8 protein-coding genes are annotated in these 6,430 nt (G+C 46.2%); 3 read left to right on the top strand and 5 right to left on the bottom strand.

Annotated elements, in window-relative coordinates:
- A partial coding sequence (locus tag Q0323_RS07070; protein WP_298052973.1) for an FAD-dependent oxidoreductase occupies positions 1 to 1,234 on the bottom strand: 1,234 nt, incomplete at its 3' end.
- Positions 1,235 to 1,566: 332 nt separating this feature from the next.
- On the opposite strand from Q0323_RS07070, the gene Q0323_RS07065 reads away from it, so the two are divergent.
- The 3 genes from Q0323_RS07065 to Q0323_RS07055 all read left to right on the top strand — a co-directional run bounded on the left by Q0323_RS07065 (position 1,567) and on the right by Q0323_RS07055 (position 3,363).
- Positions 1,567 to 2,064, top strand: a complete 498-nt coding sequence (locus Q0323_RS07065; protein WP_298052971.1) for a hypothetical protein — start codon at positions 1,567 to 1,569, stop codon at positions 2,062 to 2,064.
- 232 nt (positions 2,065 to 2,296) lie between these two features.
- Entirely contained in the window at positions 2,297 to 2,809 is a 513-nt protein-coding gene (locus tag Q0323_RS07060) for a hypothetical protein (RefSeq protein WP_298052969.1), read from the top strand.
- A gap of 50 nt (positions 2,810 to 2,859) precedes the next feature.
- Positions 2,860 to 3,363: a hypothetical protein gene (locus tag Q0323_RS07055; protein WP_298052967.1), complete on the top strand. Its 504-nt coding sequence runs from the start codon at positions 2,860 to 2,862 to the stop codon at positions 3,361 to 3,363.
- A 116-nt stretch (positions 3,364 to 3,479) separates the two neighbouring features.
- Here Q0323_RS07055 and Q0323_RS07050 read toward each other — a convergent pair whose 3' ends face one another.
- Genes Q0323_RS07050 through Q0323_RS07035 form a run of 4 tightly spaced genes read right to left on the bottom strand, consistent with a single transcriptional unit; the run spans position 3,480 to position 6,309 of the window.
- Positions 3,480 to 4,034: a 2-oxoacid:acceptor oxidoreductase family protein gene (locus Q0323_RS07050; protein ID WP_298052964.1), complete on the bottom strand. Its 555-nt coding sequence runs from the start codon at positions 4,032 to 4,034 to the stop codon at positions 3,480 to 3,482.
- On the bottom strand, positions 4,031 to 4,876 hold the full coding sequence (locus tag Q0323_RS07045; protein ID WP_298052962.1) for a 2-oxoglutarate ferredoxin oxidoreductase subunit beta: 846 nt from the start codon (positions 4,874 to 4,876) through the stop codon (positions 4,031 to 4,033). Before Q0323_RS07045 ends, Q0323_RS07050 begins: the two co-directional genes overlap by 4 nt.
- The gene (locus tag Q0323_RS07040) at positions 4,877 to 5,998 is read right to left on the bottom strand and encodes a 2-oxoglutarate synthase subunit alpha (protein WP_298052959.1); all 1,122 of its coding nucleotides are present in this window, start codon (positions 5,996 to 5,998) and stop codon (positions 4,877 to 4,879) included.
- Complete coding sequence (locus Q0323_RS07035) at positions 5,998 to 6,309, bottom strand: 4Fe-4S binding protein (RefSeq protein WP_177388316.1); 312 nt, start codon at positions 6,307 to 6,309, stop codon at positions 5,998 to 6,000. Before Q0323_RS07035 ends, Q0323_RS07040 begins: the two co-directional genes overlap by 1 nt.
- Positions 6,310 to 6,430 lie beyond the last annotated feature (121 nt).

The raw sequence follows: 6,430 nt of genomic DNA, 5'->3' as shown, positions 1-6,430 counted from the left end.
CCGAAATTTTAGTGCTCATATCGTCAAATTTAACCACATCTATGCCGCCCATCGAATAATGCGCAGTCGGACGAATTTTAACAGGCTCTTTTACCAAATCCATATTTTCAAAAAGCATAGCCACGTGGCGGATCTGCGGTAGTCCGCCCATAATCTTCTCCTCGCCTAAGTGAGTTACGTCTAAAAGTATGTATGATCCCATACCCTCACCAAAACCGCGTCCTTCACGAATTTCTGTCTCTATCGAGCGCGAAACTATATCGCGCGGCGCAAGCTCCATCTTTTTGGAGTATCTACTCATAAAGCGCTCGCCTTTGTTGTTGATAAGCTTGCCGCCAAGACCGCGTGCAGCCTCTGTGATGAGCGCACCGCCGTTGCGAACTCCCGTAGGATGGAATTGAAGCATTTCAGGATCTTTAAATGCAAGCCCGGCACGAAGTGCTGTTGCGATACCGTCGCCGGTAGCATTAAATGGCGTGGAGGTGCGGTTAAAAAATAGTCTCGTATATCCGCCGCTAGCAAGCACGACCGCCTTAGCTAAAATCGGCACTACATCGCCCGTGCGGATATTTAAAAGCACGACGCCCTCGCAAGTATCTCCGTCAGTGCTAAGATCTAGCAGGTAGTGGTCTAAAAGAAATTTTACTCCGCTGCTGATCGCCTCATCCAAACAAGCATGCATCATCGCATGGCCTGTTTTATCCGCGGCGTAATTACAGCGTTCAAATTTCGCCCCGCCCGCAAATCTTGCTGCTACATCGCCGCCGTCTTTTCTCGAAAACGGCATGCCGGCGTAATCCAACTCATGGATCGCCTCGATAGCTTTTTCGACAAATTTAGCAATAACATCTTGATCGCCCAAAAAGTCGCTTCCCTTTACGGTATCGTAAGCGTGAAGCTTGTGGCTATCGCCATGCTCGAAATCTATAACGCCGTTGATACCGCCTTCCGCCATACAGGTGGCGTTGCGCGAAGGCATGCCTTTGTTTACGACCACGACGCCCAAGTTCGGATGTTTCTTGCGCACCGCCACGGCTGCACGCAAACCCGCGCCTCCCGAGCCGATGATAAGTACATCGATGCTAGGAAGCCCGTTTTCGTTGCCGAAATTTTTAATAGGCTCGCCGTCTGCATCGCGTCTTATCTCATCGCCGCAACCGCTAAGGCTAAGCGCGCCGACGCTGATACAGGCCGATTTCAAAAAATCGCGTCTGTTGAAATTTGATTCGCTCATTGTACTTCCTTGAAATTTCGTTGAATGGCGGAGCCAAAACAGAATTTTGATTGATTTTAGAGATTATATATCATCGATTCTTTAAGAAAATTGAAATTCTTAAATATTTTTTAGTAAAAATAGCTAAATTTATCTTTAAGCTAAAACAGATGGTTTTTGTATATTTTGCTTTATAAGATACGATTTCAACGGGATTTTAATTTGATATTTGATTTTATATAATTTCGTAAAATTTTGAATTATCGTATCATTTTGATAATACTGCCGCGCGATAACCGTCGGTATAATCTCGCGCTGTATAATAGCGGTAAATCCATTTTAAGGAGGATATTATGCGAAATTTCACATTATGTTTGATCGCAGCGATGGCGCTTTGCGGCTGCGCGACTCCGCAGGATCGATACGGCGGCGACGTTTATAGTGCAGGTGAAACAAACCGTATGAGGCAGAGCGACCAGATCGAGATCATCGACGTCCTGCCTGCCAAAATAAACGTAGAGCGCTCCGAGGGCAACACGGGTAAAATTTTAGGCGGCGTCGCGGGCGGAACCACGGGCGCTATCATCGGGCATAAGCTCGGCAAACATAGCAGCAGCAAGCGCTTAGCCGAAACCGTAGGACTCATAGGCGGCGCAGCGGTAGGCGCAGTCGCCGGAGATGCGATCCAAAACTCCCAAAAGACGGTGCAAGGCTCCAACATCATCTATAAATTTAAAGGCAAGGAGTACTCATCGGTGCAAGCCGATCCGCCGTGTAGATTTAGGCGCGGCAAGGCCAAACTGATCCACATCGGCAACGAAACGCGGGTGCAGCCGAACTCGGGATGTTAAATTTGAAGCCGCCCAAAGCTTGCGGTGGAATTTTAAAATTTCACCGCGACGTTTAAAATTTAAGAGCAACGTTTAAAAATTTAAAAGTGGTGTTTTAAATCCCAAAGCGGCGCGACTTTTGAAAATAGCGCCGCTAGATTTAGCGAGCGATCGAAATTTTAACTCTGCGAAATTTTAAGAGCCCGCTAAAATACTTTAATATATAATCGCCGCTTAAAAACATGGAGCGGCGATGAAAAAATTCTATCTTAAAATTTCAGCACTTGCGTTTATAATAGCATTTGCAGCGATCCCCGCTGCGGCAAAGGTAAGCGTAGATCATTTACAAACCCAAGAGGAAAAAGATTTAGCGATTTCTTGCGATAACGGCAACGGAAAATATAGCGCATGCACGAGGCTAGTCGAAATTTTATCCAAAAAGTGCGACGGCGGAGATTACGAAAGCTGCGGTTCGCTCGGTCTAGCACTTTTCGATTCCAATAGATATGAGGACGTTGCCTTCGCTTGTAAAAAAGCCTGTGAGGCCGGCGTAGTAACCTACTGCTATATGCTAAGTGCGACCGAAATACACTATGGCGGAGATATAAATTCGGTAATTAAATATCTTGGTAAGACATGTGAAGCAGCAAATAGCCTGTTTAAAAACGAAGCGTGCAAGATAAAAGAGGAATTGGAAAAATGTCTAAATGACAGCGAGTGCAATCCTATAAAAAAAGCAAGAATTTTGTTAAAAAGCGTAAGATGATGTTATTTAAAAAGCCACTTTATATATCAAAATTTTAAATAGGAGAGAAAATGCAGAAAATTAAATTTATAATTCTAGCTTTCATATTTTCAATATGCTCTAGTATGGCAAGACCCATGGATTCGAGCTTTTTCAAAACTTGGGAGGAAAAAGAGCTAAATTTAGAGTGCGATAACGGCGATGGAAAATATAGCGCATGCACAAAGCTAGTCGAAATTTTATCCAAGAAGTGCGACGAAGGAGATTACGAAAGCTGCGGATCGCTCGGCGCGGTGCTTTTGGTTACAATGGGTAGATATAAAGATTTCGTTTCAGCATTAAAGAAAGCTTGCGAGGCGGATATGATGTATTATTGCTTTTTGCTAGCAGGGAATGAAATATTTTACGGCGGAAATATACATAGGGCTATCGGTTACTTTGACAAGGTTTGTTATGGAAAAGAGAGCGACAAGAAGGATTTTTCTTGCAAAATAAAGGAGCAATTAGAAATTTGCTTAAATGATAGCAAGTGTAATCCTTTAAGAAAAGCGATGAGTATACTTGTACCAAAATAAAAATTTTAACAACGCGATAAATTTCATCCTTATAGCTGATGCACTTCGCAAAAAAAGCAAGAATAAAGCCGCTAGAATATTACCGCCTACTTCTATCGTTTCGCTGCCATAAAATTTTACTCCGTCTCAAAAACCTCTCTTGCGTATTTCATCCCCAGATCATATGCCTTTTCATTTAGCGCACGGGTTTTTTCAGGCACAGAACGGAGCATTTGCTCTTTTACGAGCCCTGAGTCCATACAGCGGCTAAGCTCTACTGCGATCGCTAGAGCCACGACACTTTGAGTGATGACATTTCCAACTTCGTATTTTGCGATGGTAATGATTGGAATTTCATAAATTTTAAAGCTTGCCCTATCCTCATCGCTCGGTGCTACTAAATTCGGCTCGATTACGATCACGCCGCCTTTTTTCACGCCGTTTTTGAAAGCATCGTAGCTGCTCTGCGCCGTTGCGAGCATAAAATCGATCTCGCCCTCGCTCGCGTAAGGATATAGAATTTCTTCATCGCTTAAGATAATATCTACTTTCGTAGGCCCACCACGTACCTGAGAGGTATACGTAGATGCCTTGATTCCATAGCCGCCGTGTGCGATCTTTGCCGCAGCTAGAATTTCGCCTGCTAAGATTACGCCTTGACCGCCCACTCCCACAAATCTTAATTGATTCATCTTAGTCCTTCAAAATTTATCGCTTCGCCGCTTTGCGCCGCGTCTATCACTTTTTGATACGCCTTTGTGTATTCGGTGTGCTCATTATCTTCATGTAAAACCCCAAGCGGAAATAGCCCCGCTCGCTCATCCTCGCCAAGAGCGTCAAATTTTGCTTTAGAAATCGTGCGCGAATCAAGCCACTTTAGCATTTGCACTGCCTCGCTCATTTTATTTTTACGACCCAAATTTACGTGGCAGTTGCTAAAAATATCAAAAAAACTATAACCATCGTGCTCAAAACCCTTAGCCAAAAGTCGCTCGATTTTTTCTGGATTTGTCACACTCTCGCGTCCGACAAAAGTTGCCCCGGCAGCGATTGCAAGTTTCGCCGCATCAAAGCTAGGATCGACATTGCCGTATTGCGCCGTAACCGTCCAAAACCCGCGCGGCGTCGTAGGGCTCGTCTGCGAGTTTGTAAGCCCGTAGATGAAATTATTTACTAAGATATGATTTAGATCGATATTACGGCGACATCCATGGATCGTGTGATTGCCCCCTATCGCAAGCCCATCGCCATCGCCAGTGACTACGATTACGTGTTTGCCTGGATTTGCAAGCTTGATACCCGTAGCATAAGCTATCGCGCGTCCGTGCGTCGTATGGACGGTATTGCAGTCTATGTAACTCGACATCCTGCCGCTACAGCCGATACCGCTTACCACGCACACATCGTCCATGCTCCAGCCTACGCGGTCAATCGCGCGGATGATCGCTTTTAAGATCACTCCGTCGCCGCAGCCCCAGCACCAAAGCGTAGGCATCTTGTCCGTTCTTAGATATTTGTCGTAATCAAACGCCATTTAAAGCTCCTTTACTTTCTCTATAATCTCGCTAGGGCTGATCGGTCTGCCGTTTGCCTTAAGAAGCGTCTTAAAATCATCTCTCAAACAAGCGCGCTGCACCTCTAGCAGATACTGCCCTAAATTTAGCTCGGCGATCAAAATTTTATTAAATCTCTCCCCTAGCTCCCTTAGCTTGCGCGCTGGGCTTGGCCACAGCGTGATCGGGCGAAAAAGTCCCACACGCACGCCTTGCCCACGTAGCTTTAAAATCGCGTCTTTTGCTGCTAAGCTAACGCTGCCATAGGTGATGATGCAAGCATCAGCGTCATCTAGCATAAATTCCTCGTATTGCACGATCTCATCTTCATGCGCCGAAATTTTATTAAAAAGCCTTTTTATAGAGCGATCCACGATCTGCTCGTTTTCGGTCGGAAAGCCCTTCGCGCCGTGATGCAGCCCCGTTATGTGATAGTGATATCCCCTAAAAAAGGGATTTAGCACCGCAGGCTTATCGGGCGCAGCATCGTAAGGCTCATAATCTTTCGGACTACCTTTAAATTCCGCCCTATGCTCGATTTTTAGATCCGAAATTTCAGGGAGCATCGCCTTAGCCTGCATATGCCCAAGCGTCTCATCAAGTAGCAAAAATACCGGCGTCATAAACCGCTCGGCTAAATTGAAGGCGCGCACGGTTTGCGTATAAGCCTCCTTTAGTGAGCCCGGGCACAGCGCGATGCTTTGAAAATCGCCGTGAGTGGGGTTGCGAGCTTGCAAAATATCGCCCTGCGCCACTCGCGTAGGAAGCCCGGTGCTAGGACCTCCGCGCATAACATTTACGATTAAAAGCGGAATTTCAGCGATGAAGCCAAGCCCAATCTGCTCTGATTTTAGCGAAATTCCAGGACCGGAGCTTGCCGTCATCGCCTTCGCACCGCTCATAGACGCGCCCAAAGCTACCGAAATGCCCGAAATTTCATCCTCCATCTGGATAAATTTGCCTCCGACCTTAGGTAGCAAGCGACTCATCTCGTGCGCGATCTCGCTGCTCGGCGTGATCGGGTAGCCGCCGAAAAAATTACAGCCGCAATCAATCGCCGCACGCGCAATTAAGGCGTTGCCTGTGGAAATTACCTCTCTCATTATGCGTCCTTGGGTTTCATAAAATTATTGTTTTTGATTTTTTCAGCCATCTCTCTAGCCTGCGAGCTTAGACGAGCGAATTTAAAGCCTTTGGGTGCAACGAAAATCGCAAAATCCGGGCAGTGCAACTCGCACTCCCTACAGCCGATACAGGCGCCCTCATCCACCACGTCGATCATCATGCCCTGCACGGCGCCCTCGTCCTGTCTCATAGCGATCGCGCCGCTAGGACAGACGCTTACGCAGATGTTGCACGCCTTACAGCGGCTCTCATCCGTCCAGACGGCGCGCTGGCTCTCATTTTCGCTCATATTTTCTCCTTAATTTATCAAAATCCGCACCAAATCCCGCCTCGCGATTTAAAATTTGAAATTTTGCGGCGCAAGCCTGCTTTGATCGCATTAAAGTCCTCTCGTTTTTAAATTTTGCAGA

This window comes from uncultured Campylobacter sp. (assembly GCF_938030145.1).
Classification (GTDB): domain Bacteria; phylum Campylobacterota; class Campylobacteria; order Campylobacterales; family Campylobacteraceae; genus Campylobacter_B.
This window is presented reverse-complemented; position numbering and strand designations above follow the sequence as displayed.

Bases quoted from the DNA above. Each gene is read 5' to 3' on its own strand.
- Q0323_RS07065 (WP_298052971.1), top strand. From the start codon at position 1,567: ATGCGAAATTTCACATTATGTTTGATCGCAGCGATGGCGCTTTGCGGC.
- Q0323_RS07060 (WP_298052969.1), top strand. From the start codon at position 2,297: ATGAAAAAATTCTATCTTAAAATTTCAGCACTTGCGTTTATAATAGCA.
- Q0323_RS07055 (WP_298052967.1), top strand. From the start codon at position 2,860: ATGCAGAAAATTAAATTTATAATTCTAGCTTTCATATTTTCAATATGC.
- Q0323_RS07050 (WP_298052964.1), bottom strand. From the start codon at position 4,034: ATGAATCAATTAAGATTTGTGGGAGTGGGCGGTCAAGGCGTAATCTTA.
- Q0323_RS07045 (WP_298052962.1), bottom strand. From the start codon at position 4,876: ATGGCGTTTGATTACGACAAATATCTAAGAACGGACAAGATGCCTACG.
- Q0323_RS07040 (WP_298052959.1), bottom strand. From the start codon at position 5,998: ATGAGAGAGGTAATTTCCACAGGCAACGCCTTAATTGCGCGTGCGGCG.
- Q0323_RS07035 (WP_177388316.1), bottom strand. From the start codon at position 6,309: ATGAGCGAAAATGAGAGCCAGCGCGCCGTCTGGACGGATGAGAGCCGC.